A 25,211-nucleotide genomic window follows, 5' to 3' on the forward strand; every position below is an offset into this window, starting at 1 on the left:
CATTCTGATTCTTTCCTTTCGCGTGACTTTTTATGCATAGCCCTCCCATAGAATAAAAAAAGCTGAACGAACAGCAGGACCCGGCAAGCCGCCGCCACGGGTCGCGGCGGCCTCCGGGTACCGACCACAGGCCAGCCAAATGGCCGACATTCGGAGGAGATCACAGTGAGCGAGCAACTGAACAAACGACGCGCCGGACAGGCATGCCGCATGACCGCCATGGCACTGGCGGCGGCACTGCTGGCCGCGCAGGCCGCGCATGCGCAGGACAGCACAACGGCTGCACCGGCACAGGCCGACACGGCACCGGCGCAGGCCGGCACGGCACCGGTGGCGCAGACCAGCAGCGGCGCCAGCGGCGCGGCCGGGGCCCAGCAAGGCAGCGCTGCACCGCAGGGCCGCCAGGCCGTCGCCTCCGCCGGCGACCAGGGCAATGTCGTCATGGTGGTCGGCACGCGCAAGTCGGTGGCGTCGGCGATCGACCGCAAGATCCGCAATGCCACCGTGTCGGACTCGCTGGTGGCCGAGGACATCAACCAGTTCCCCGACAAGAACGTGGGCGAAGCCCTGTCGCGCATCACGGGCGTGCAGCTGTCGCGCTCTTTCGGCGAAGGCTCGCAGGTGGCGATCCGCGGCGTCGAGCCTGACCTGAACCGCGTCGAGATCAACGGCATGTCGGTACTGAGTACGGGCGGCGGGGCAGGACGAGGCGCCGAGCTGCGCGAGCTGGCCTCGGAGCTGATCGCGTCGATCGACGTCTACAAGGGCACCACGGCCGACATGACCGAAGGGGGCGTCGGCGGCACCGTCAGCATCAAGACGCGCAAGCCGCTCGACTTCACCAAGCGCACCATCGCCACGACGATCTCGGCCGAACATTCGACCAGCCGCGGCGGCGTCGATCCCCGCGCCAGCCTGCTGCTGGCGGACCGCTACTTCGGCAACCGCCTGGGCCTGATGGCCAACCTGGTCTACGACAAGGTGCTGACCCAGAACGACTACGCCCGCAACACCTCCTGGCGCTTCCTGCGCGACTGGGACATGTCGCCCGAGAAGACGGTCGTCAGCCGCGACCCCGCGCTGGCGGCAATCGGCGCCAAGGCCGGTTGCGACGGTGTCGCGGCGGCCGACAAGACGGCCTGCCTGAACCAGTGGAACGACTACTCGCCCGGCATTCCCCGCTACGGCATCTGGACGCGCGACCACAAGCGCTCGTCGGCCGAGCTGACGGCGCAGTACCAGTTCGCCAAGGACTTCACGGCCTTTGCCAGCTACCAGGACAACAAGCAGGACCAGCGCCTGAACGACCGCAATTTCGGCACCAACTTCGAGAACGTCAACCGCCTGTCCGGCGCCGGCAAGGCGCCCGTGTACGACGGCACGGGCCGGCAGACCACGGCCGGCACCTGCATTCCCGCCACCACCACGGGCACCCCAAGCGGCATGACGGTGCGCGACCACTACGTCACCGAGTACACCGTCGGTGACTGCCTGTACACGGCGGGGCAGGGCGGCCAAGGCGCGTTCTATACGTCGGCCCGCGACTTCACGCTGAACGTACGCTCGAAATACTATTCGACGGGCTTCAACTTCAAGCGCGACCGGCTGGAAGCAGAAGGCCTGATCGGCAAGTCGAAGTCCGACTACGTCAGCCAGAGCAACAACGTGACGATGACGATGGACGCGCCGGGACTGAAGGTCTCGCTGGACAACCAGGGCTTGCCGCACTTCGCCTTCCCGGCCGGGTATTCGCCGGAAAACAGCAGCTCGTACACGCAGGTGCAGCTGCAGTACCGTCCCGAGGAAGTGGAGAACAGGGAAGACCAGGCCAAGCTGGACCTGAAGTACCGCCTCGATACGCCGTTCTTCACGAAGGTCTGGTTCGGCGCGCAGGCGCGCAAGTCGACGGGGCGCCAGTACAAGGGCGGCGGCTTCCTGCGCTACACGGGCAACAGCCTGTCGGACGTCAGCGACGACGTGATCGTCCCGAGTGCGAACATCAACCAGACCCTGATCTACGACCCGAACTGGAGCGGCACGCCAAGGGCGCCGGATTCGCAGTCGCTGCTCAACCCCTACAGCTCGACCGCCTACTTGACGGCGGGGCAGATGGCGCAGCTGATCGACACGATCCGCACCCGCTCGCCCGGTTCCTTCTTCAAGGGATTCGACAACGTCAGCAACCTGCCTTCGAGCTGGGTCGCGCCCGACTTCAACAAGGCCGCGCCGTTCTTCGACACGTCGCATTTCAACCACGACCTGGTGCAGAGTGCCCGCGCCAACGACGGCAACGTCTACGCGCAGATTCCCGTCTACGGTGCCGAGGAGCGCGTGCGCTCGGGCTATGGCCGGCTGGACTTCGACACGGAGCTGTTCGGCTACACGATCAACGGCAACGTGGGTGCGCGTTACACCCATACCCGCGCCGTCGCGACGGGCTCGTACCAGAACAAGGTCCGCGTGGCCACCGGCACGGGCGTCTCCGGCTTCACCGACTATATTATCGAGAACGGCATTTCCAGCGTGGCCAGTTCGTACCACGACGTGCTGCCCAGCGCGAACGCGATGATGTGGCTCGTGCCCGACGTGTTCCTGGCGCGGGTCGGCTGGGGCAAGGTGATGTCGCGCCCCCGCATCGACCTGCTGGCGCCCAACGCGTCCTGCACCTTGTACAGCGGCCGGTCCGAATTCGGCGGCGACGGTACCGACGACTGCACGGCCGGCAATCCGGACCTGAAGCCGTTCCGCGCGACGAACACGGACCTGTCGCTGGAATACTACCCGGGCCCGGATACGCAGGTCAGCGCGGCCTTCTTCAAGAAGGAAATTTCCAGCTACATCCTGGAGAAGCAGCTGGTCAAGGGCGTCGACGTATTCAAGGACGGCAGCCGCTGGGACGTCACGCAGCCGATCAACGGCAAGGGTGCGACGACGAAGGGCATCGAGATCACGGCGCGCACGGCCTTCACCTTCCTGCCGGGCTGGCTGGGCGGCTTCGGCGGCGACGTCAACTACACGCGCATGACGTACAAATACGCGGCCGGCACCGAGCGCCTGAACGTCCTGGATGGCACGGTGCTGCCTTACCCGGGCCTGTCGAAGAACAGCTACAACGTGGCGCTGTGGTACGACCGCGGCCCGATCAATGCCCGCGTCGCCTACAACTCGCGCGACCGCTTCTACACGGGCGGCAACGACGTGTCGGGCAACCCGAACTTCCAGGAGAAGACGGGCTACCTGGACGCCAAGCTGCAGTACCGCTACAGCGACAACATCACCTTCTCGATCGAGGGCAAGAACCTGACGGACCAGGAAGAGATCACCGATGCCGGCGACCTGTTCCGCGTCAACGAGCTGGCGTTCTCCGGGCGCCGTTATTACGCGAGCGTTTCCCTGAAATTCTGAGCATGCACCTGCCTTCGTTTTCCAGCGCCGCCGGCTTCGTGCCGGTGGCGTTTTTCGCATTCTGCATGGCGGCGCAAGGCGCGCCGGCCTTCGACAACCCGCTGGTGCGCCAGCGCGCCGATCCCCACGTCACCCTGCACACCGACGGGCACTACTACTTCACAGCCACCGTGCCGGAATACGACCGCATCGAGCTGCGCCGCGCCCGCACGCTCGGCGGCCTGGCGCAGGGGCAGGTGAAGGTGGTGTGGAAGAGGCACGCGGCCGGCCCCATGAGCCACCACATCTGGGCACCGGAGCTGCACCGCATCGAAGGCAAGTGGTACCTGTACTTTACGGCCAGCCGGGCCGATGCCATCTGGGATATCCGCCTGTACGTGCTGGAGAACGGCGCCGACGACCCGTTCGAAGGCGAGTGGATCGAACGGGGCCAGTTGAACACCGGGTGGGAAAGCTTCTCGCTCGATGCCACCACCTTCGCGCTGGACGGCCGGCGCTACCTGGTGTGGACGCAGCGCCCGCCGGCTCGGGTGAAACAGGTCACCGCCATCTACATCGCCAGCATGGATACGCCGCTGTCGATCGCCGGACCGGCCACCTTGCTCTCCGAGCCCGAGTATCCGTGGGAGCGCGTGAAGCACGACGTCAACGAGGCGCCGGCCGTGCTGGTGAAGAATGGCCGCGTGTTCCTCACGTATTCCGCCAGCGCCACCGACGCCAATTACGCCCTGGGGATGCTGACCGCCCCCGTGGGGGCGGACCTGCTCGATGCAAAGGCGTGGACCAAGTCGGCGCGCCCCGTGTTCGCCAGCAGCGCCGCCAACGGCCAGTACGGGCCCGGCCACAACGCCTTCACGACGACGCCGGATGGCAGGACCGACATCCTGGTCTACCACGCCCGCAACTACCGCGACATCGTCGGCGACCCACTGAAGAATCCCGACCGCCACACGCGCGCGCAGAGCATCGCCTGGCGCGCGGACGGCACGCCGGACTTCGGCGTACCGGTCGCGGACGCAGGGCAAGTCGCGGCCAAGCCCCTGTTCCGCGATCCGGTATCCGATGGCGCGGCCGACCCGGTGGTGATCTGGAACGCAGCGCGCCAACGCTGGTGGATGTTCTATACCAGTCGCCGCGCCAACGTGCCGGTTGTGCCGGCCGTCGAATGGGTGCACGGCAGCCCCATCGGCATCGCCGAGTCGGCCGACAACGGCGCCACGTGGCAATACGTGGGCACGGCCGAAATCGAGCTCCCGCCGGAATTGGCCGGCACCGCGCCGACCCACTGGGCGCCCGACATCGTACGCGCACCGGACGGTACCCACCACATGTTCCTGACGGTGGTGCCGGGCGTGTTCGCCGACTGGAAACACCCGCGGCGCATCGTCCATCTGACCAGCACGGACCTGCGGCACTGGCGCCACCCACGCGCGCTGGCACTGGCGTCGGACAAGGTCATCGACGCGGCCGTGGTGGCGCTGCCCGAAGGCGGCTGGCGCATGTGGTACAACAACGAAGCGGATGGCAAATCCGTCTGGTACGCCGACAGCACCGACCTGGCCGACTGGCGCCCGGGCGGCAGGGCCATCGGCGACCAGGCCGGCGAAGGCCCGAAGGTGTTCCGCTGGCGCGGCAGCTGGTGGATGATTACGGATGTATGGAAGGGGCTGGCCGTCTACCGCTCACAGGATGCGCTGGATTGGCGGCGGCAAGCCGGCACCTTGCTGCAGGCGCCGGGGCAGGGGCCTGACGATGGCGTCATCGGCGGCCACCCGGACGTCGTCGTCAGCGGCGGGCGCGCCTTCCTGTTCTACTTCACCCACCCCGGCCGCACGCCCGGTCTCGAAAAGCGCGACGGCCCCGAACAACGGCGCAGCAGTATCCAGGTGGTCGAGTTGACGGAGAAGGAGGGCGTGTTGAGCGCCGAGCGCGATGCGCCGACGCGGATCAACCTGGTCGCCCCCTGAAGTTGCCTTAAAAATGGGGACAGACCCCATTTTTCATGCAACTTCCCCCTGCCGTCAGCCCAGCTGTGCCAGCCAGCGCCGCCGGTATTGCTGCCACCCGTCCAGCAGCAGCGGCGCCGCCACGGTCGAGCGCACGGCCGGTGCGCTGCCCCAGTGCGCCAGCATCCAGCCGCCGCACGTGGTGCCGCTGGCGTCGTCCGTCACGGTGACCTGCCGCCCGGGGCGCAGTGCGGCCAGCAGGGGCGCAAAGAACGGGTTAGCCGTGAAGCTGCCTTCGACGACGACGTGCGCGCCCGCCCCCAGCGCATCGAGGCAGTAGTCGCTCACCAGCACGCAGTACAAGGTCGCCAGCGCATAGCGCTCGGCGTCCGACGCGGGCGAGGGCCCGGCGATGCTGCCGGCGCGGCCCGCGAACGGCCCGCCCGCGCCGGCAAACCCGGGCAGCGCGAACGTGCCCTGGTCGACCAGGCGCTGCAGAACCGGTATGTCGCAGGGTACGGGCGATGTGCCGGCCAGCTCGGCGAATTCGCGGCCGCCCATGAAGCGCATGCACGGCACGCACTGGCCCAGCGCGCTGCTGTTGGCCAGCATGTCCGCTTCCTCGCGCAGGCCGTCCAGCGACTTGCCCGGCGCGGCGGCGACGACCCAGGTGCCGGTCGACAGCACGGCCGGCGCTTCGGCCCCTGCCGCCCCGTCCAGGTGGCGCAGCAGGGACGCATTGCTGTCGTGGATGCCGCAGACAATGCGGCAGCCCCGTGGCAGGCCGGTAATGGCCGCCAGTTCGGGCCGGATGGGGCCCAGGGTGTCCCAGGCGCGGCGCATTGGCGGCATCAGGACCCGCCAGCCCAGTGTGTCGACCATGGCCGAATACTGCTGCCCGGCTGGCTGCCACAGGTCCGTATGGCAGCCCAGCGACGTCGCTTCGCCGGCCGCCACGCCGGACAGGCGCCAGGCCCAGTACTGCGGATACATCAGGATATGCCGCGCGCGGGAGAACTCGGCCGGGAAGGCCTGCGCCTGCCAGGCCAGTTGCCGGCCCAGGTTCAGGCCCGCCGGCAACCGGGGCGAGCACGTGTCGGCGTAACCCGGCCGCACGGCCAGGTAGTGCGCCAGCGGCGCGGCCGGTTCATGTTCGTAGTCCAGCACGGGCAGCACCAGGCCTTCGTCACCCACCAGCGCCGCCGTGGCGCCGTGCGTGACGGGGACGATGGCGTCGACCGTCGCCATCGACGAAAACGCCGCCAGGGTCGCCAGCATCCACTGCCAGATGCCTTCCGTGTCGTGGTGCGGGTAGGGCCCGTCACGCAGCACGGTATTGGGCCGGCGCCGTTCGGCCCGCTGGTGGCCGTCCGCGCCGATCAGCGCCAGCTTGACATTGGTCTTGCCGATATCGAGGACGACGGCCGCCGTCATTTCGCCACCTTGCGGCCCCGCAGCAGGCGCGGCAGGGCGATCGTCACCAGCAGCAGGAGGCCAATGACGATGGTCATGTAGATGCCGGGGATATTCGCCAGCGACAGGCCGTACGTCACCGTACCCAGGGTCAGCACGGCCAGCATCACGCCGCCGATGGTGCCGGCGCCGCCGGCGATGCTGACACCGCCCAGTATCACCATCGTGATCACTTCCAGCTCCCAGCCCATGGCGATGTTCGGGCGGGTGCTGCCGATGCGGCCCGTCAGCAGGTACGCCGCCAGGCCCGCCATTGCGCCCGTCAGCATGAACAGCACCAGGCGGTAGCGGTTCACTTCGATGCCGGCGAAGCGCGCCGCCACGGGGTTGTTGCCGATGGCGTAGATGCGCCGGCCCCAGCGCGTGCAGTGCAGCACCACGGCGAACAGCGCGGCGAACACCAGCAGCACGACGAATTCGCGCGGGATGAATCCGAAGAAGTAGCCCTGGCCCCAGTCGGCCATCAGCTGCGGGTAGCCGGTGAAGGCCTTGTCGCCCAGGACCACGCTGGCCAGGCCGCGAAACAGCGACACGGTGCCGATGGTGACGACGATGGACGGCAGCGCGAACCGCGTCACCAGCACGCCATTGAGCAGGCCGCAGGCGGTGCCGGCCGCCAGCGCCACGGGCAGCAGCACTTCCGGCGGCAGGCCGCTGGTGTGCGCGACGCCGATGGCGACCGACGACAGGGCCAGGATGCCGGACACGGAAATGTCGATCTCACGGCAGATGATCAACAGCGCCATCGGCAGCGCGATCAGGGCCTTCTCGCTGAAGTTGAAGGTGCCGTCGGCCAGGTTGTACGGGTCCAGGAACGTGGGCAGCAGGATGCCGTTGGCAAGAAACGCCACCACGAACAGCAGGGCGAGCAGGGTTTCCCACTTGCCCAGCAGGGCCTTGATCCGGAAGCCCGGACGGTCGTGGATGGTGTAGCGCGAGCTGTGCGTGGCTTGCATGGTACGGTCGATGGTGGTTGAGTTCACGCGGCGCTCCGGTTCGGGCCCAGGTGCAGCGGCAGGATCTGGCGGCCGCCCTGCCTGCCGTCGCGGGCGTTGATCAATACGGCGGCCAGGATGACGATGCCCGTCAGCGCGCTTTGCCAGAACGGCGACACCTGCACGACGGGCAGCGCATTGCCGATCACGCCCAGGAACAGCGCGCCCAGCACGGCGCCCGTGACGCTGCCGGTGCCGCCGGCGATGCTGATGCCGCCGATGACGCAGGCGGCGATGACGGTGAATTCGAAGCCATAGGCGATCTCCGTGTAGGCCACGGCATAGCGCGCCACCCACAGGTAGCCGCACAGGCCCGCCATCAGGCCGGACAGGCCATACGTCCACAGCAGCCGGCGCGCCATCGGAATGCCGACATAGCGGGCACACGAGGGTGCGTTGCCGATGGCGTACAGGTCGCGGCCGAAGCGGCTGTGGCGGGCCAGGAACCAGGCCGCCAGCACGGCCGCGCCGGCGATCCACACGAGGTGTGTCACGCCCAGCAGGCGCGCCAGCGGGAAGGCGATGAAGTGTTCAGGCATATGGTGCGACGACACCCACGCGCCGCCCGAGAGCACGAATACGAGGCCCCGGTAGACGCTCATCGTCCCCAGCGTGACGACGATGGGCGGCAGCTCCAGGTAGCCGATCAGCCAGCCGTTGACGAGGCCCAGTACGAGGCCGATGGCGGCGGCGGCCAGCACGACGAGCACCAGCGGCAGGTCCGGGTTGCGCGAGGCCAGCAGCGCCGCCATCATGCCGGACAGGGCCAGGTTCGACGCCACCGACAGGTCGACACCGCGCGTGACGATCACCAGCATCTGCGCCAGCGCCAGCATCACCAGCAGGGTGCTGTCGGTCAGCAGGTTGGCCAGGCTGGCCGGGCTGACGAAGACGGGCGAACGCAGCCCCACCAGCAGCACCAGCGCGACGATCGACGCGGCCAGCAGCGTCTCGCGCTGTTTCAGTACGTTTTTGTTCAGCAGGCTCATGCTGCCTCCTCGGTATGGGCTTCGCAGCCCGATGCGGCCGCCACGACGCGCTCCGGCGTCGCATCAATCCGCGCGAATTCACGCTGGATGCGGCCCTGGTGCATGACGATGACCCGGTCGGCCAGGCCCAGCACCTCGGGCAGTTCGGACGACACGAGGATCACGGCCAGGCCCTGGCTGACCAGCTGGCCGATGAAGCGGTGCACGGCGGCCTTCGAGCCGATGTCGATGCCCTTGGTCGGTTCGTCCAGGATGATCACCTTGGGATCGGTAGCCAGCCATTTTCCCAGCACGACTTTCTGCTGGTTGCCGCCCGAGAGTTCGGCCACGTGCTGGCACAGGTGGCTGGCCTTCAGTTCCAGCTGCTCGCTGAAGTGGCGCGCCACGGCGTTTTCCCGGGCCCGGCGCGAGCGCAGGAAGAAGCCGATGCGGTCCAGGATGGGCAGGGTGATGTTGTGCAGGATCGGCATGGTCAGGTGCGCGCCCTGGTGCTGGCGGTCTTCCGGCACGTAGGCGATGCCGTGCGCGATGGCCTCGGCCGCGCAGCCGATACGCACGGCCTTGCCGCCCAAGGTCACGCTGCCGCGCGCCAGGGGCGTCAGGCCGAACAGGGCCTGCATCACTTCCGAGCGGCCGGCGCCCACCAGGCCGTAGAAGCCCAGGATTTCGCCCTGGCGCAGCTGGAAGCTGACGTCGTCGAATTCGGTGGGGTGGCAGAAGTCCTTCACTTCCATCAGCACGGGGCCCGGCGTGACCTCCGCCTTCGGGTAGGCATCGTGCACGGCGCGGCCCACCATCAACGCCACCAGTTCCCCTTCCGAGATGTCGGCCAGCCGGCCGGCGGCCACGTACTGGCCGTCGCGCAGCACCGTGTAGCTGTCCGCCACGGTGAAGATTTCGTCGAATTTGTGCGAGATGAAGATGATGGCCGTGCCGGCCTCCTTGAGCTGCCGCACGATGCGGTACAGCTCATGAATCTCGCGCTGCGACAGCGCGGCCGTCGGTTCGTCCAGGATGACGACGCGGGCCTGTTGCGACAGGGCCCGCGCGATCTCGACGAAATGACGCTGCGCCACCGACAGATCCTTTACCCTGGCGCGCACGGGCAGGGTCACCTCCAGCCGGGCGAACAGCTGTACCGCCTCGCGCTCGATGCGGGGCCAGTCGATGCGCCCGCCCTGCATGGGCTGGCGGCCCACGTAGATATTCTCGGCCACGGTCAGCTCGTCGAACATCACGCTTTCCTGGTGCACGGCCGTGATCCCGGCACGCATGGCGTCCTGCGCGTTGGCGAACGTGACGGCCTGGCCGTCCAGCACGATGGTGCCTTCGTCGGGCTGGTAGATGCCCGTCAGGGTCTTGACGAGGGTGGACTTGCCGGCACCGTTCTCGCCGACCAGCGCCATCACTTCGCCGGGCTGTACCGATAGCGCTACCTTGTTCAGCGCCGTGATGCCGGCGAAGCGCTTGCTGATGCCGGCCAGTTGCAGCACGGGCGGCGTGTATGCGGCCGTTCCCGGCGGCGCCGGGTGGGGGAGGTTCGCTCGCATATCAGAAGATCTTCGAGAACTGGTCGACGTTTTTCGCGTCGTAGGTGAACGGTTCGGCCATCGCCGCCTCGCCCTTCGCGTCGATGGCGATGCTGCCCATGCGCCCGGCGGCGATCTTGCCGCCCGGCCGTGCATCCGGCGCGCCCTTGACGAAATCATAGGCCGCGTACGTGACGGCGTAGCCCAGGTCGATCGGGTTCCAGATGGCGAACTGCTTGACGGCGCCGCTCTTGACGTGGCCGGCCATTTCGGAAGGCAGGCCCAGTCCCGTCACATACACCTTGCCCACCAGTTTTTCGTCGACCACGGCCTTGCTGGCGGCGTTGATGCCCACCGTCGTCGGGGCGATGATGGCCTTCAGGTTCGGGTAGCTGCGCAGCAGGCCGAGGGCCTCGCGGTAGCTCTTGTCGGACTGGTCGTCGCCGTAGACGGTGGTGACGAGCTTGAGCTTGGCGAACTCGGGGCGGGCCAGCGCCCCCTTCATCACGTCGATCCAGATATTCTGGTTGGTCGCCTGCGCCGATGCCGACAGGATGGCCACTTCGCCGGCACCGCCGATGGCGTCGCTGGCCATCTGCAGCTGCTTGATGCCGATCAGTTCCGCGTTCGACGGGTTCAGCTGCATCAGCCGGCCCTCCTGGGCCAGGCCGCTGTCGAAGGACAGCACCTTGATGCCGCGCGCCATGGCCTTCTTCGCGATCGGTACCAGCGCGTTCGGATCGTTGGCCGAAATGACGATGGCGTTGACCTTCTGGCTGATCAGCGAGTTGACGATTTCGATCTGGCCTTCCGCGCTGGGCGTGGTGGGACCCGTGTAGATGATCTCGACGTCCTTCAACTGGCCTGCCGCTTCCTTGGCGCCTGTGTGGGCCGCATCGAAAAAGCCGTTGCCCAGGCTCTTGACGACCATGGCGATGCGGACCTTGCCTTCCGGCGGCGCGCCGGCGCTGCCCTTGTCGCCGCAGCCGCCGACCATGCCGGTAACGAGAAGCGCCAGCGCGGCAACCAGTGTCCGGCGCTTTGGAGTGTGCGGTGCGTTCAATGCGAAATCTCCGCCTGGAACAGGCCCTGGGCCTGGAATTCGAACCCGTAGGGGAAGGACATCGGTGGCTGCTGGGCCGGCATGGCTTCGGGCGTCACGGTGATCACCTTGACGCCGGACTGCTCGAGCAGCTGCACGGCCGCGTCGGACGCGCAGGTATCGGTGATGACGGTGGACACGCGATCGAGGCCGCACAGGATCAGGCCCGCCTTCTTGGCGAACTTCGAGCTGTCGGCCAGCACGATCAGTTCCTCGGCCTGGCCGATCAGGCGCTTCTCGGCCTGGATCAGCAGCGGGTCGGCTTCCATCAATCCCAGCAGGGACAGGCCGTACACGCTCATGAACATCTTGGCGGCGTAGTGGTGCTGGGTGATGTCATTGTCGAACGGGGACAGGATCACATTCTGCTCGCGGTACACCTTGCCGCCCGGGAGGATGATCTCGTTCTCGCTCGAGACCAGCAGGCGCTCGGCCATCAGGAAGGAGTTGGTGAGGATCTTCAGGTGCTTATCGACCAGGAACTCGGCCATCATGAAGGTGGTGGTACCGCCGTTGATGACGATGGTCTCGCCTTCCGCGCACATGCCGGCGGCGCACCGGGCGATGGCCCGTTTGCGCTCGGCGAAACACTGGATATTGTGCTCGAAGGTCTCGCTGGTGAGGGCGAAATTGCGCTTCTTCTGGGCCAGGTTGGCCGCGCCGCCGCGGGTGCGGGTCAACAGGTTGCGGGCGGCCAGCCAGCTGATGTCGCGGCGTACGGTGGCGGGGGAAGCACTGAGCCATTCGACCAGCTGGGGCACGCTGGCGGTATGGTGCTCGGCGAGCAGTTTCAACAAACGTTTACGGCGCTTGTGATTGACCATTGTCGTCTCCTTGTAGTGAACCTACTCCGCAGGCGGGGACCCGGGGTGGTCTGTTTGTTAACGGTAGAGGCTAAACACTTCAATTTCGGCCGTCAATCACCCATTGCTCAAAACCGTGATTATTTCCAGGGCAAGGGCCCCGTCGCTGCGCGTTCCGATCATCCTTATGATTAATTCGTTCTTGGTCACGATGTTGAGCGCTGGCGCATTGACACCCCAAGGGCCCCTGTTTTCTACTGATTGCGCTTGCCACGGTGGAGACCAACCACGGCAGAACAGAATGCATATCAACGACGGAGAACGTATGACAGGATCGCAAGAACTGAAGCAAAAGCAGCCCATCGCATCGCTGTGGGACGACGCGAAGGCGGCCGCCATGAGCGAGCCTGAGCTGCTGCTGTACCGCTCGAACCTGCTGGGCTCGGACCTGCGGATCACCAATTTTGGCGGCGGCAATACGTCGGCCAAGGTCATCATGGCCGATCCGCTCAGCGGCGAACAGGTCGAGGTGCTGTGGGTGAAAGGCTCCGGCGGAGACCTGGGCAGCATCAAGCTCGATGGCTTCTCCACGCTGTATATGGACAAGCTGCGCGCGCTGAAGGCGCGCTATCGCGGGCTGGCGCTGGAAGACGAGATGGTGGGCTACCTGCCGCACTGTACCTTCAACCTGAACCCGCGCGCGGCCAGCATCGACACGCCGCTGCATGCGTATATCGACCGCAAGCATGTCGATCACATGCACCCCGATTCCGTCATCGCCATTGCCGCCTGCGCCAACAGCCGCGCGCTGGCGCAGCGCATCTTCGAAGGGGAACTGGGCTGGCTGCCGTGGCAGCGCCCCGGCTACGACCTGGGCCTGAAGCTGGAGGAAGTATCGCAGGCCCAGCCGCAGCTGAAGGGCATCATCCTGGAAGGCCACGGCCTGTTCACGTGGGGCGACACAGCCAAGGCCTGCTACGAAAACACGCTGGCGATGATCCAGCGCGCCGAGGAGTGGCTGGCCGCGAACGTGAAGCAGCCCGTGTTCGGCGGCGCCCTCGTCGCGCCGCTGCCGGCCGAACAGCGCGCCGCGCTGGCGGCCCGCCTGATGCCCCTCCTGCGCGGCAAGATCAGTAAAAACGAATATAAACTGGGGCACTTCGACGATTCGGACACGGTGCTGGAATTCGTCTGCAGCCGCGACCTGCAGCCGCTGGCGGCGCTGGGCACGTCCTGCCCCGATCATTTCCTGCGCACGAAGATTCGGCCGTATGTGCTCGACCTCATCGACTTCGATCTGGCCAATCCGGACTTCGACAAGGTCGCCGCCAGTCTCGATGAGGGCCTGGCCCGCTACCGCGACGACTACGTGGCCTATCACGAGCGCTGCAAGCGCGAGAACAGCCCGGCCGTGCGCGACGCCAATCCCATCATCTACCTGATCCCGGGCGTGGGCATGCTGTCCTTCGCCAAGGACAAGGCCACCGCCCGCATCGCCGGCGAGTTCTATGTCAACGCCATCAACGTGATGCGCGGCGCGAACGGCGTCGACACCTATGTCGGCCTGCCCGAGCAGGAGGCTTTCGACATCGAGTACTGGCTGCTGGAAGAAGCCAAGCTGCAGCGCATGCCGAAGCCGAAAGGCCTGGCCGGGCGCATCGCGCTGGTAACGGGCGGTGCCGGCGGTATCGGCCAGGCCGTGGCGCGCCAGCTGCTGGCCGAAGGGGCCTGCGTGATGCTGACCGATATCGACGGCGAAGCGCTGGAGCAGGCCCGCGAAGGCCTGGCCAAGGTGGGCGGCAAGGATGCCGTGGCCGGCATCGTCGCCGACATCACGAGCGAAGAGCATGTCGAGGCGGTACTGTCGGCCTGCGCGCTGCGCTTCGGCGGTATCGACCTGCTGATCTCGAACGCGGGCATTGCATCGTCCGCGCCTCTGGAGGACACCACGCTGGAAGTATGGAACCGCAACCAGGACATCCTCGTGAAGGGCTACTTCCTTGTCAGCCGCAGCGCCTACCGGACGATGAAGCTGCAGGAGCTGGGCGGCAGCATGGTGTTCGTGGCCAGCAAGAACGGCCTGGTCGCGTCAGGCGGCGCGTCGGCCTACTGCACCGCCAAGGCAGCCGAGATCCACCTGGCCCGCTGCATCGCGCTGGAAGGCGCGCCGCACGGCATCCGCGTCAATGTCGTCAATCCCGACGCGGTCATCCGCGGCTCGCGCATCTGGGACGGCAAGTGGAAACAGGAGCGGGCCCAGTCGAACAAGATCGACGCCGACGACGTCGAGAAGTTCTACCGCGAGCGCAGCATGCTCAAGCTGTCCGTGCTGCCCGAGGATATCGCCGAAGCGGTCTACTTCCTGGCCAGCGACAAGGCCGCCAAGAGCACCGGCAATATCCTCAATGTCGACGCGGGCAACGCCGCCGCCTTCACGCGCTAGAATCAGGCCATCCATAAAAAAGACGGCCGGCATCCGCGCCGGCCGGGCAGAACTCAAGGAGACAGCAATGAACGCAGTAATCGACGCCGGCCGCGTGGCCGAACACAACGCCAAGGTGGGAGCCGACCTGCAGGCCGACTACGACGCGCTGGGCGGCATGCTGGCGCGCCGCGGCGCCGATATCGAACAGCTTACCGCGCTGGCGCAGACCTTCGCGGTGGCCGTGCCCAGCTGGGGCGTCGGCACGGGCGGCACCCGCTTCGCCCGCTTCCCCGGCAAGGGCGAGCCGCGCAATGTCTTCGAGAAGATGGAAGACTGCGCCGTCATCCACCAGTTGACGCGCGCCACGCCGACCGTGTCGCTGCACTTCCCGTGGGACCGCACGGACGATCCGGCCGCGCTGCGCGAAATCGCCAGCGGCTACGGATTGGGATTCGACGCCGTCAATTCGAATACCTTCCAGGACCAGCTGGACCAGGACCACTCGTACAAGTACGGCAGCCTGACGGCCACCAGCGGCGCCGTGCGCGCCCAGGCCGTGGCGCACAATATCGACTGCATCGAACTGGGCCAGGCCCTGGGCTCGAAGGCACTGACGGTGTGGGTGGGCGACGGCGCGAACTTCCCCGGCCAGAGCAACCTGCGCGGCGCGCTGGAGCGCTACCTGGACAGCATGCGCGACATCTACGGCGCGCTGCCGGCCGACTGGCAGCTGTTCATCGAGCACAAGCTGTTCGAGCCCGCCTTCTACGCCACCACCATCGCCGACTGGGGCACCAGCTTCGCCTGCGCCACGGAACTGGGGCCGAAGGCCAAGTGCCTGGTCGACCTGGGCCACCACGCGCCGAACACGAATATCGAAATGATCGTGGCGCGGCTTGCGCAGTTCGGCAAGCTGGGCGGCTTCCACTTCAACGACAGCAAGTACGGCGACGACGACCTCGATTCGGGCAGCATCAATCCCTTCCAGCTGTTCCTGGTCTTCAACGAGCTGGCCGATGCGGCCGGGCGCGCCCCGTCCTTTGCGCCAGCCTATATGCTGGACCAGTCGCACAACGTGACGGACCCGATCGAAAGCCTGATGTCGAGCGCCGTCGAAGTGCAGCGCGCCTTCGTCCAGGCCGCGCTCGTGGACCGCAACGCGCTGCGCACGCACCAGGAAGCCAACGACGTGCTGAATGCGGCGCAGACCCTGAAGCAGGCTTACCGCACCGACGTCAGCCCGATCCTGGCCATGGCGCGGCTGCGTGCAGGCGGCGCGGCCGATCCCGTGGGCGCCTACCGCGCCAGCGGCTACCGCTCGGTGGCGGCCGAACGCCGCCCGGCCAAGGCGGGTGCCTCCAGCAGCGGCATCGTCTGATCGTTGTGGAGGGAAGCGCGGCGCCTCGAGGGGGCCAGGCCCCTGTCCCTGCCTTTCGCTTTGCATAAGGAACCATCGTGCTGATACGCATACTGGCGGCCATGCTCCTGGCGACCGCCATGGCAGGGGCCGCCGCGGCCAATTTCAACGCAACGGCCTACGGCGCCAGGCCGGACGGCAAGACGATGAACACGAAGGCCATCCAGGCCGCCATCGACGCGGCGGCGAGGGATGGCGGCACCGTCACGTTCACGGCCGGAACCTACCTGACCGGCTCGATCTTCGTCAAGAGCGGTGTCACCTTGCGCCTCGACAAGGGCGTCACCTTGCTGGGGTCGCAGGACATCGGCGACTACCCCTTGAGGCCGACGCGGATCGCCGGCATCGAGATGAAATGGCCGGCCGCGCTGGTCAACATCTACCGCCAGCAGGATGCCGCCATCGAAGGCGAAGGCACCATCGACGGCGACGGCAAGGTGTTCTGGGACAGCTACTGGACCTTGCGCAAGGCCTACGAGCCGCGCGGCCTGCGCTGGGCATCCGACTACGACGCCCACCGTCCGCGCCTGATCCAGGTGTTCGACTCGTCGCGCGTCAAGGTAGGTGGCGGCCTGCTGCTGCGCCGTTCCGGCTTCTGGACGCTGCATATCTGCTATTCGACCGACGTGACGGTGGACGGTGTCGTCATCCGCAACAACTCCGACGGCCTGGGGCCGTCGACGGACGGCATCGACATCGACTCGTCGCGGAAGGTACTGGTGCAGCACGCCGATATCGACGTCAACGACGACGCCCTGTGCCTGAAGGCGGGGCGGGATGCCGACGGCCTGCGCGTGGCGCGGCCCACCGAGGACGTCGTCATCCGCGATTCCATCGTGCGTTCGGCCGCCGCCGGCATCACCTTCGGCAGCGAGACCTCGGGCGGCTTTCGCAATATCGAGGCCTACCGCATCACGGTGGAAGGCAAGGTCCCCGTCGGCATCCTGTTCAAGTCGGCCCACACGCGGGGCGGCTTCGGCGACAACCTGCGACTGCACGACATCACGATGAAGGGCATACCCGTGGTGCTGCGCATCACGATGAACTGGAATCCCAGCTACAGCTACGCGCGCATTCCTGCCGGCGTCACCGACGTGCCGCCCGTGTGGAAGGTGCTGGCCACGCCGGTGCCGGTGGAGCAGGGCCGGGCGCGCTTCCGGAACGTGCGCATCTGGAACATCAAGGCCACGGGCGCCACCCGCGCCTTCGAGGTCGACGGTTTCAAGGAAGCGCCCTTGCAGCGTTTCAGCCTGAAGAACCTGGACATCGAGGCGCGCGAAGGCGGCTACCTGCACGACATCGAGGACTGGCGTTTCGAGGACACCAGGCTGGTCCTGGGCACGCCGGTGGCGCTGGAAGACGCCGGCGCCGTAAACGGCCTGCCGCCCGCGAGCTTTGTCGTGCGGCCCCGGCCCTTCAAGGAAGACCCGTCGAAGAAGAGCTACGAGGAACAGGACAAGTCATGACGATGCGAACCCGGTTCCTCGCAGCCGCCGTGCTGGCGGCCTGCTGCGCGGCCTGCGCGGTGCGCCAGCCGGCGCCGTATCCGCTGCCCACGCCGGACATGCAGGCCATCATCGACAGGGACATCGGCCGCCACTTCGGCGATGCGCCGCTCGACCCGGGTCCGCTGGCAAGCGACCTGTCGGCCGCACTGACGCCGGCGGCCATCGACAAGGCGCTGCGCAAGGTGGCCGACTGGCAGCTGCCCCGCACCACGGCGCACCTGGACAGGATCTGGACGTCCAGCGTGCTGTATGCAGGCTTCATGGCGGCATCCGCCGCGACAGGCGACCCGAAATACCGCGATGCGATGATGCGGATGGCGCAGGGTTTTCGGTGGAAGCTGCGCGAGGACCGGCCTTATCCGAACGCGGACGACATCAGCATCGGGCAGACCTACCTGGAACTCTACCTGCGCGACCCCCGCCCGGAGAACAAGGCATGGATCGCCGACACGCGCGCCCACCTGGACAGCCTGCTGCCCTTGCAGACCGTCAAACCCGGCGATGATCGCCTGCCGTGGTGGTGGTGCGACGCGCTGTTCATGGCGCCGCCCGTGTGGGCCAGGATGTACCAGGCCACGGGCGAGCGCAAATACCTGGACTATGTGCACGAGCAGTGGCGGCGCACGTCCGACGCGCTGTACGACCGGGAAGAGCAGCTGTATGCGCGCGACGCCAGCTACATCGGCAAACGCGAGCCGAACGGCAGGAAGGTGTTCTGGTCGCGGGGCGAAGGCTGGGTGCTGGGCGGCCTGGCGCGCCTGCTCGCCGTGCTGCCGCCGGATGATCCGCGGCGCCCCTTTTATATCCAGCAGTTGCGTGAGATGGCGGCGCGGGTGGCGGCGCTGCAGGATGCCGATGGCCTGTGGCACGCCGGCCTGCTCGACCCGGCGGCATGGCCGCTGCCGGAAACGTCCGGCTCGGCGCTGTTCGTGTTCGGCCTGGCGTATGGCGTCAACCACGGCCACCTGGATGCGGCGCTCTACCGACCCGTGATCGAGAAGGCCTGGGCCGGCCTGCTGCGCAATGTGTACGCGGACGGCCGCTTCGGCGGCATCCAGCAGACCGGTGCCGAGCCGGCGTATTATCGGCCGGCCTCCAGTTACAACTACGGCGTCGGCGGCTTCCTGCTGGCCGCCGCCGAATTGAAGAAAATGACGACACCATGAGTGAACAGGTAATCCAGCGCGGCTTCAGGATGAAGCTCAAACCCGGCATGACGGAAGAATACAAGCGGCGCCACGACGCGCTGTGGCCCGAGCTGGCCGACGCGCTGCACGCGGCCGGGATCCACGATTATTCGATTTTCCTGGACGAAGAAAGCCTGGCGCTGTTCGCCGTGCTGAAGCTGCGGCCCGGCCACGCCGCCGACACGCTGCCGCAGCAGCCGGTGATGCGGCGCTGGTGGGACCATATGGCCGACATCATGGAAGTCGAGCCCGGCAACCGGCCCCGCGAGTGGCCGCTGCAGCCGATGTTCTACTTCGCCTGAACGGTCCCTGGTGTCAGCAGGCCCCGGCTGCGCAGCCATTCCTCGGCGCGGCGGGGCCAGTGCGACGCATTGGCCAGGCCGTCGCGCATGCCCATGCCGTGCTCGCCCTGCTCGAACAGGTACATTTCGGCCGGTACCCGCGCGCGCGTCAGCGCCTGGTAGAACAGGATGCTGTTCTCGACGGGGACGGCCTGATCGGCCTGGGTGTGGACCAGCAGCGTGGGCGGCGTCCTGGCCGTGACCTGCCGCTCGACCGACATCAGTCGCACCAGCTCCGGCGCAGGGTTCGCGCCCAGCAGGGCCTTGCGCGAGCCGGCATGCACGGCCGGGCCGTCCATCGCAATGACGGGGTACATCAGCATCAGGAAGTCCGGCCGCGCGGAGACGGCATCGAGCGCATTGCCCGTGCGGCCGGCCGGGTGATCGAACAGCGTGCCTGCGCTGGCGGCCAGGTGGCCGCCGGCCGAGCTGCCCATGACGCCGATGCGCGCCGGGTCGAGCTTGAACTCGGCCGCGCGCGAGCGCACGAGACGCACGGCCCGCAGCACGTCCTGCAGCGGCGCCGGGTGGCCGAATTCCTGCATGCGGTACTTCAACACGAAGGTAGTCACGCCCAGGGTGCTGAGCCAGGTGGCATATTGCGTGCCTTCGCGTTCGCTCGACAGGCGCACATAGCCGCCGCCCGGCGCGACGATGACGGCAGTGCCGTTGGGGCGGTCGACGGCCGGCTTGACGACGGTGACCGTCGGCTCGCTGACATTGGCCGTATGGGTGGCGTCGTTCTTCTCGGGGCCGATGGCGCGCGCACCGGGCACGCCTTCGGGCCACAGCGGCAGGATGGACGGGGTTTGGGCAAAGGCGGCGGCGCTCATCGACATCAGCAGGACAAGAACGGGTTTTAGGACAGGTTTTTTCATTGGTCGGCAACCGGTGGCCAGTGTAGCGGATGATGGGGTGGATATCGTGCACGAAAGTGCCGGGCCCGGGCGTTCATGTGCCGGCATGCGCCGGGGGAACCGAGGCCGACGCCGGCTTCATTTGCGCCCCAACCAATCCTTCGGCACAGGCACGATGGCGATATTCATCGCGCGCCCGTCCGGCGAGATCATGGCGGACTGGATTTCGATCTTCGTGCCGTCGGCATTGAAGGTGGGGTGGGGGTGGTCGGCGGCCGTCGTCTTGTGGCCCGTCGTCAGCAGCCGCATCTCGCGCGTGCGGCGGTCGATCAGCCACACGCTGCGCGAGAAGTCGTCGCCGACGGCCCAGCGCCCGTCGGCCGAGCCGTGCACGTGCCAAAGGCCGCTGCCCGAAGGGGTCTGGCCAACGATGCTCATTTCGCGCGTGCGCATATTGACGATACCCAGCCCGCTGGGCTTTTCGCGCGTGCCGGCCGGGCCCCATGCCGTGTCCTGGCCCGGATTGGCGCCCTGTATATCCGTCGCGGGGCCGGCCACGGCCTCGGCGCCGCCCGGGATAGGCCGGTGGCCCATGATGGCGAAAGCCACTTCGTCCGGCGTGATGACGGCTTCGTGCGTGACCCATTCGTACGGCGCTTCCGGGTACAGCGGGCGCAGGCCGCTGCCGTCGGCCTTGACGGTCCACGTGCGCTGGGGCGACTTGCCGCCCGTCTCCCACGAGAACACCAGTTCACCGGGCCGCCACAGGTTGGCCTGGATATGGCCCACCTGGAAGGGCACGGAGACGACGTGGGCGATCGCGCCGGTGGCCACGTTCATCCGCGCGATGCCGTTCGGGCCGGCGCCCATGTTGCGCGGGCCGAAAGCCGGTTCCACCTTCGCGCCGGGCGGCATGTGCCGCGCCGCTTCCTCCTTGCCGACCCGGAAGTAGACCCATTGCTCGTCCGCGTCCAGTGCCATGTCGCCGCCGGCACCCAGTGCGGCTGGCGTGGTGCCGCACACGCGCTGGTAGGTGGCGGCGGGCCGCATCTTCCCGGCCGCGCTGTCGGCCAGCACGGCGGCCAGGTCCACTTCCACCACCTGCAGGCGCTCCGCTTCGGCATCCTTGCGCATGAAGTACAGCTTCATCGCCTTGCGTGCCAGGTTCAGCATGCCTGTGTAGCCGCCCTCCGTCACCTGCACGATGGCGCCCGTGTCCTCATGGACGGCCAGCGCCTCGCCGCCAGCCAGCTGCGAGCGGAAGACCACCCACTTGCCGTCGGCCGTCCACTGCGGGTGGGTGGGATAGATCTTCGAGTCGCCATGTGGGCGGCTGGTCAGGAAGGTCAGCACCGTGCCCGTGACGGGGTCCTCGACCAGCTTGCGCTCGGAGGGAAAACGCTGGCCGATGGCGGCATCGGCGCCGGCGGAGGCAAGCAGCAGTGCGGCGAGCAGAACCTGGGAAGCGGTGCGGGGCATGGTTGTCGCGTGACGAATTGGGAAGAAACGATTGTGCCCGCGCCGCCGGCCGGCGTGCGCGGTCGTTTGCTCATCTTGCTGATTCTTTGCCGCCCGCGGCCGGCGCCGGAATGGGCGCCGTCATAAAATCCACGCATGAACTCCTATCTGAAACTGCTGGCCGGCGTTGCGTTGTTACTGATGCTGGCGAAGGGGGCCGCCGCGCAAGCCGGGCCGGTCCTGGTCACCACCGACCCGGCCCAGGCCAAGGTCACCTTGCCCGCGCCACGCGATGCGAAGCTGCCGTCGCTGATCCTGATCGGCGACTCGACCGTGCGCAATGGCCACGACGACGGTCAGGGCAAGGGGCCGGCGGGGCAGTGGGGCTGGGGCCGGCCGCTGGCGGACTATTTCGACCCAGGCCGGATCAATATCGTCAACCGCGCCGTCGGCGGGCTGTCCAGCCGCACCTACCTGACCAGCGGGCACTGGCAGCGTACCCTGGCGCTGGTCAAGGCAGGCGACATCGTCATCATGCAGTTCGGGCACAACGACGGCAGTGCCGTCAACGACACGACCCGTGCGCGCGGCACCTTGCGCGGTGTCGGGCCGGAGAGCGAAGAGATCGACAACCAGCTGACGGGCAAGCGTGAAACGGTGCATACCTACGGCTGGTACCTGCGCAGGTTCATCGCCGATATCCGTGCGAAGGGAGCCAGCGCCGTCGTCTGCTCCCCGATTCCCCGCAAGCGCTGGGACGCGGCCGGCCTGGTCCAGCGCAATGCCGCCGACTATGGCGGCTGGGCCGCCCAGGTCGCGCGACAGGAGGGCGTGGCCTTCATCGACCTGAACGAGCTGGCGGCGGCACGGTACGACCAGCTGGGCAAGGACGCCGTCATGCGGCTGTTCCCCGACACCGTGCCGGACGAATCCGTGCACACCAACCTGGCGGGCGCGGAACTGAATGCCCAGCTGGTGGTGGCGCGCCTTCGCGCGCTGGGCATGGCGCCGCTGGTGGCGGCGTTGAATGACAAGGGCCGCGCCGTGCCCATGGCGGAAGATGCGCGGCCCGTGGTGCCGGGCGGCGTGGCCGAACGCCCCGCCAACGCGGCCTTGCCGTCGCTGTTCCTGGTGGGCGACTCCACCGTCAGGAGCGGCGGGGCAAACGGCGCCGTCGGCTGGGGCGAACGGGTCGCCCCGTACTTCGACCCGGCCAGGGTGAATGTCGTCAACCACGCCATCGGTGGCCGCAGCAGCCGCACCTTCCTGGGCGAAGGGCGCTGGGCCAGGGTGATGGAGCAGGTCAAGGCAGGCGACTCGGTGCTGATCCAGTTCGGCCACAACGACGGCGGGCGCATCGGCGACCCGGCCATGAAGGGCCGTGCGTCGGGGGCGGGCCTGGGGCCGGAAACGGTGGAAGACCGGCGCCCCGACGGCACGGTGGAACAGGTGCACACCTTCGGCTGGTACATGGCGCGTTACGCGCAGGAGGCAAAGGCGAAGGGCGCCACGGTGGTGCTGCTGTCGCCCGTGCCGCACCGCGACAAATGGCAGCAGGAGCGCGATTTCGCCGATTTCGCGGCATGGGGCAGGGCCGTGGCGGCAGCCAACGGCGTGCTGTTCGCGGACCTGACGCTGGCCGTGGCGGAAGCTTATCGCCAGGTCGGCGCGCCGGCGGTGGATGCGCAGTTCGCCGACGCCCGCACCCACACCAACGATGCCGGCGCCGCCTTCAATGCGCGTCGCGTCGTCGCAGCGCTGAAAGCCCTGCCGGGCGAACCGTTCGCGGCGTGGCTGGCGCCGGCGGCGTGCGACATCGCGCCATCGGCGGCCAGCAGGTAACTAGGGCTTCTCGCCGATGGCGAACGAGGGCCACGGCGGCTGGTTGTACGCCGTGTTCTGCCACGCCACGGCCGCGCGGTATTGCGGGTCCTGCATCAAGGTGACGAATTTGTGCGCGGTGGGAATCGCAGTCGAGTAGATCCGCAGGCTGCCGTTGTCCGCCGCGCGCCAGACGATTTCCTCGCGCCAGTCGCCGAACAGGTCGGCCGACAGGGCCGGCGTGGCCTTGGTGCCGTTGTTCGAGCTGGCGCCGGCCGCTTCCAGCAGCAGCCTGGACTCGTTGCGCCGCCAGTCCCATTTATGGACCTTGTTGTCGTCCAGGAGTTCGCGCAGCAGGTCGCCGTCCCACCACACCATGAAGTTGACCTGGCGCGGGTGCACCGGCGCGATGACGTTGCCGCGGGCATCGAACAGGTTCGGCGACGCAGCCGACCACGCCTCCGCGCCCGGGTAGCGTGGATCGATGTCGCCGGCGACGCCACGGCCCGTGTCCTTCGTGGCCGGGGTGCTCCACAACACCCGGCCGGTGCGGGCATCCAGCATGGCGGCGCCGATACTGCCGGACATCGCCATGTTCTCGTGCACGCCGAATTTTTCCAGCCCGGGCCGGGTGGGGTCGAGGTCGCCCACATGCATCGTGTCGCCGTGGCCCATGCCGGTGCTCCATAGTGGCTTGCCGTCGTCGTCCAGCGCCATGGCGCCGTAGACGATTTCGTGGCGGCCGTCGCCATCGACGTCGGCCACGCCGAGCTGGTGATTGCCCTGGCCGGCATACGCTGCCGGCACGCCGTCGGCGCCCGAATCGAAGGTCCAGCGGCGGGTCAGCTTGCCGCCCCGGAAATCGATGGCGGCGACCATGGTGCGGGCATAGTAGCCGCGCGCGAAGATGGCGCTGGGGTGCCGGCCATCGAGCCAGGCGGTGCCGGCCAGGAAGCGATCGGAGCGATTGGCATAGCCGTCGCCCCAGCGCGCCGTCAGCTCTTCCCGTGTCGGGTCGTCGCCGCTGGCGCCACGGGGCGATGGATACGCGATGGTGTCGAGCACGCGGCCCGTGACGCCGTCGAACACGCTCAGGTATTCGGGGCCTTGCAGGATGCGCCCCGCCAGGCCCGCCATCAGCTTGCCGTCGGCCGTGCGGCGCGCGCCCGTGCGGTCGCCCTGTTCGATCTCGCCGCCGCTGCTGACCCAGTTGGCGGCGGCGTCGCCGATCACCGTGCCGGCGCCGTCGCGGCTGCCGTCAGCCGTCTTCACGATCAGTTCGGCCTTGCCGTCGCCGTCATAGTCGGCCACCTGGAACTGGGTGTAGTGGGCGCCGGCGCGGATATTCGGGCCCAGGCTGATGCGCCACAGCCGCGTGCCGTCGAGCCGGTAGGCATCCAGCAGCACGATGCCGGTATGGCCCGCGCAGCAGTTGTCCTGGGCGGCACCGGGCTCCCACTTCAGCACGATCTCGTAGCGGCCATCGCCATCGAGGTCGCCCACCGATGCGTCGTTGGCGCTGTAGGTATAGGCAATGCCGTCGGCGGTGGTGCCGCCGGGCGGGCGTTGCAGCGGCACACTCAGGTAGCCGTCGAACGCCAGGACCGGGCTGGCCTGCCCCTCGACGCCATCCCGTATTTCACGCACCTCGTAGCGGCCTGCCGGGGCGGCGTCCTTGTCGAGGAAGTTGGTGGTGCCAGCGATGGGCGCGGCATTGAGCCTGACGCCGTCGCGGTAGACATTGAAGGCCAGCGTGGGCGCGTCCGCCGCCAGCGCGCGCCAGCTGACGAGCACCCCTTCGCCGCCGCGCACGGCGACGGCGCCCCGGTCCAGCCGCTCCATCGCCATCGTGTGGGGCCGGTCGGGCGGCGCCGTGGCGCAGCCGGCGCCAAGCAGCGCCAGCGCGACGGCCAGGGCGCAGCGGCCCGGTCGCAGGGTCGTTGCCATGGTCTCCC

17 protein-coding genes are annotated in these 25,211 nt (G+C 67.8%); 8 read left to right on the forward strand and 9 right to left on the reverse strand.

Annotated elements, in window-relative coordinates; all coding sequences use genetic code 11:
• The first annotated feature begins 210 nt into the window (after positions 1 to 210).
• The gene (locus tag GM672_RS03115; RefSeq protein ID WP_155469067.1) at positions 211 to 3,405 is read left to right on the forward strand and encodes a TonB-dependent receptor; all 3,195 of its coding nucleotides are present in this window, start codon (positions 211 to 213) and stop codon (positions 3,403 to 3,405) included.
• 2 nt (positions 3,406 to 3,407) lie between these two features.
• On the forward strand, positions 3,408 to 5,372 hold the full coding sequence (locus GM672_RS03120) for a family 43 glycosylhydrolase (protein WP_155469068.1): 1,965 nt from the start codon (positions 3,408 to 3,410) through the stop codon (positions 5,370 to 5,372).
• Positions 5,373 to 5,426: 54 nt separating this feature from the next.
• Here the strand turns inward: GM672_RS03120 and GM672_RS03125 are convergent, their stop codons facing one another.
• From GM672_RS03125 to GM672_RS03150, 6 genes are all read right to left on the reverse strand, one after another.
• Positions 5,427 to 6,785, reverse strand: a complete 1,359-nt coding sequence (locus tag GM672_RS03125) for an FGGY-family carbohydrate kinase (protein ID WP_155469069.1) — start codon at positions 6,783 to 6,785, stop codon at positions 5,427 to 5,429.
• Complete coding sequence (locus GM672_RS03130; RefSeq protein WP_155469147.1) at positions 6,782 to 7,780, reverse strand: ABC transporter permease; 999 nt, start codon at positions 7,778 to 7,780, stop codon at positions 6,782 to 6,784. Before GM672_RS03130 ends, GM672_RS03125 begins: the two co-directional genes overlap by 4 nt.
• A gap of 23 nt (positions 7,781 to 7,803) precedes the next feature.
• Entirely contained in the window at positions 7,804 to 8,808 is a 1,005-nt protein-coding gene (locus tag GM672_RS03135; protein ID WP_155469070.1) for an ABC transporter permease, read from the reverse strand.
• On the reverse strand, positions 8,805 to 10,358 hold the full coding sequence (locus tag GM672_RS03140; RefSeq protein ID WP_155469071.1) for a sugar ABC transporter ATP-binding protein: 1,554 nt from the start codon (positions 10,356 to 10,358) through the stop codon (positions 8,805 to 8,807). Before GM672_RS03140 ends, GM672_RS03135 begins: the two co-directional genes overlap by 4 nt.
• A gap of 1 nt (position 10,359) precedes the next feature.
• Positions 10,360 to 11,334: a rhamnose ABC transporter substrate-binding protein gene (gene rhaS, locus GM672_RS03145; RefSeq protein WP_155469148.1), complete on the reverse strand. Its 975-nt coding sequence runs from the start codon at positions 11,332 to 11,334 to the stop codon at positions 10,360 to 10,362.
• Between the two features lie 62 nt (positions 11,335 to 11,396).
• Complete coding sequence (locus GM672_RS03150; protein ID WP_155469072.1) at positions 11,397 to 12,263, reverse strand: DeoR/GlpR family DNA-binding transcription regulator; 867 nt, start codon at positions 12,261 to 12,263, stop codon at positions 11,397 to 11,399.
• 304 nt (positions 12,264 to 12,567) lie between these two features.
• Between GM672_RS03150 and GM672_RS03155 the strand changes: the two genes are divergently transcribed.
• From GM672_RS03155 to GM672_RS03175, 5 genes are all read left to right on the forward strand, one after another.
• The gene (locus tag GM672_RS03155; protein WP_155469073.1) at positions 12,568 to 14,685 is read left to right on the forward strand and encodes a bifunctional rhamnulose-1-phosphate aldolase/short-chain dehydrogenase; all 2,118 of its coding nucleotides are present in this window, start codon (positions 12,568 to 12,570) and stop codon (positions 14,683 to 14,685) included.
• A 67-nt stretch (positions 14,686 to 14,752) separates the two neighbouring features.
• A complete protein-coding gene (gene rhaI, locus GM672_RS03160; RefSeq protein WP_155469074.1) occupies positions 14,753 to 16,045 on the forward strand; it encodes an L-rhamnose catabolism isomerase in 1,293 nt (430 codons plus the stop codon).
• Between the two features lie 77 nt (positions 16,046 to 16,122).
• Positions 16,123 to 17,550, forward strand: a complete 1,428-nt coding sequence (locus GM672_RS03165) for a glycoside hydrolase family 28 protein (RefSeq protein WP_229427742.1) — start codon at positions 16,123 to 16,125, stop codon at positions 17,548 to 17,550.
• Positions 17,547 to 18,758 carry a glycoside hydrolase family 88/105 protein gene (locus tag GM672_RS03170; protein WP_155469075.1) on the forward strand — a complete coding sequence of 404 codons (1,212 nt, stop codon included), beginning with the start codon at positions 17,547 to 17,549 and terminating at the stop codon, positions 18,756 to 18,758. Before GM672_RS03165 ends, GM672_RS03170 begins: the two co-directional genes overlap by 4 nt.
• On the forward strand, positions 18,755 to 19,081 hold the full coding sequence (locus GM672_RS03175) for an L-rhamnose mutarotase (protein ID WP_155469076.1): 327 nt from the start codon (positions 18,755 to 18,757) through the stop codon (positions 19,079 to 19,081). The genes GM672_RS03170 and GM672_RS03175 overlap by 4 nt, the downstream gene beginning before the upstream one ends.
• On the opposite strand, the gene GM672_RS03180 is transcribed toward GM672_RS03175, so the two are convergent.
• Both GM672_RS03180 and GM672_RS03185 read right to left on the reverse strand, forming a co-directional pair.
• Complete coding sequence (locus tag GM672_RS03180) at positions 19,069 to 19,998, reverse strand: alpha/beta hydrolase (RefSeq protein ID WP_155469077.1); 930 nt, start codon at positions 19,996 to 19,998, stop codon at positions 19,069 to 19,071. The genes GM672_RS03175 and GM672_RS03180 overlap by 13 nt on opposite strands.
• Positions 19,999 to 20,115: 117 nt before the next feature.
• Positions 20,116 to 21,456, reverse strand: coding sequence for a TolB-like translocation protein (locus GM672_RS03185; RefSeq protein ID WP_155469078.1), 1,341 nt, complete (start codon positions 21,454 to 21,456; stop codon positions 20,116 to 20,118).
• 135 nt (positions 21,457 to 21,591) lie between these two features.
• On the opposite strand from GM672_RS03185, the gene GM672_RS03190 reads away from it, so the two are divergent.
• Positions 21,592 to 23,277: a GDSL-type esterase/lipase family protein gene (locus GM672_RS03190; RefSeq protein ID WP_155469079.1), complete on the forward strand. Its 1,686-nt coding sequence runs from the start codon at positions 21,592 to 21,594 to the stop codon at positions 23,275 to 23,277.
• Here GM672_RS03190 and GM672_RS03195 read toward each other — a convergent pair whose 3' ends face one another.
• A complete protein-coding gene (locus GM672_RS03195; protein ID WP_229417527.1) occupies positions 23,278 to 25,203 on the reverse strand; it encodes a rhamnogalacturonan lyase in 1,926 nt (641 codons plus the stop codon).
• Positions 25,204 to 25,211 lie beyond the last annotated feature (8 nt).

The sequence above is a fragment of the Pseudoduganella buxea genome, assembly GCF_009720835.1.
In the GTDB taxonomy this organism is placed as follows: Bacteria; Pseudomonadota; Gammaproteobacteria; order Burkholderiales; family Burkholderiaceae_D; genus Rugamonas; species Rugamonas buxea.